General features: G+C 51.8%; 1 protein-coding gene. It reads right to left on the bottom strand.

Annotated features, from left to right (window positions below):
* The coding region (locus QSV46_RS39560) for a protein adenylyltransferase SelO family protein (protein WP_314964070.1) at positions 1-280 on the bottom strand (280 nt) is incomplete at both ends.

The following is a 280-nucleotide window of genomic DNA, read 5'->3' as shown; positions in this document are numbered from 1 at the left end:
GCCATGTGGTTTCGTAGAATGTACACGGGATTGTGCTGGCCAAGCGTGCCCAGCACCGCGCGTGTGTCTGAACCTTGAACCAGTGTGCGATAGCGCACCAACCATGACTGCCAAGCATCTTCTGCTTGTGCTAGGCTATTATGCAGCGTCGTAAGTAACTGGCACTCGTGCGGATGATCGTGCTGATGATCCATCATCTGTGCCACCACAGCGATCAGTGCGCGAAAGGTGTTGGTATAATCCAGTTGATGAGATTTCATTAGATCCAGCAGATCATAGC

The sequence above is a fragment of the Bradyrhizobium cosmicum genome (assembly GCF_032290525.1).
GTDB lineage: Bacteria > Pseudomonadota > Alphaproteobacteria > Rhizobiales > Xanthobacteraceae > Bradyrhizobium > Bradyrhizobium cosmicum_A.
The sequence above is the reverse complement of the archived record's forward strand: the minus strand, read 5'-3'. Positions and strand labels throughout refer to the sequence as shown.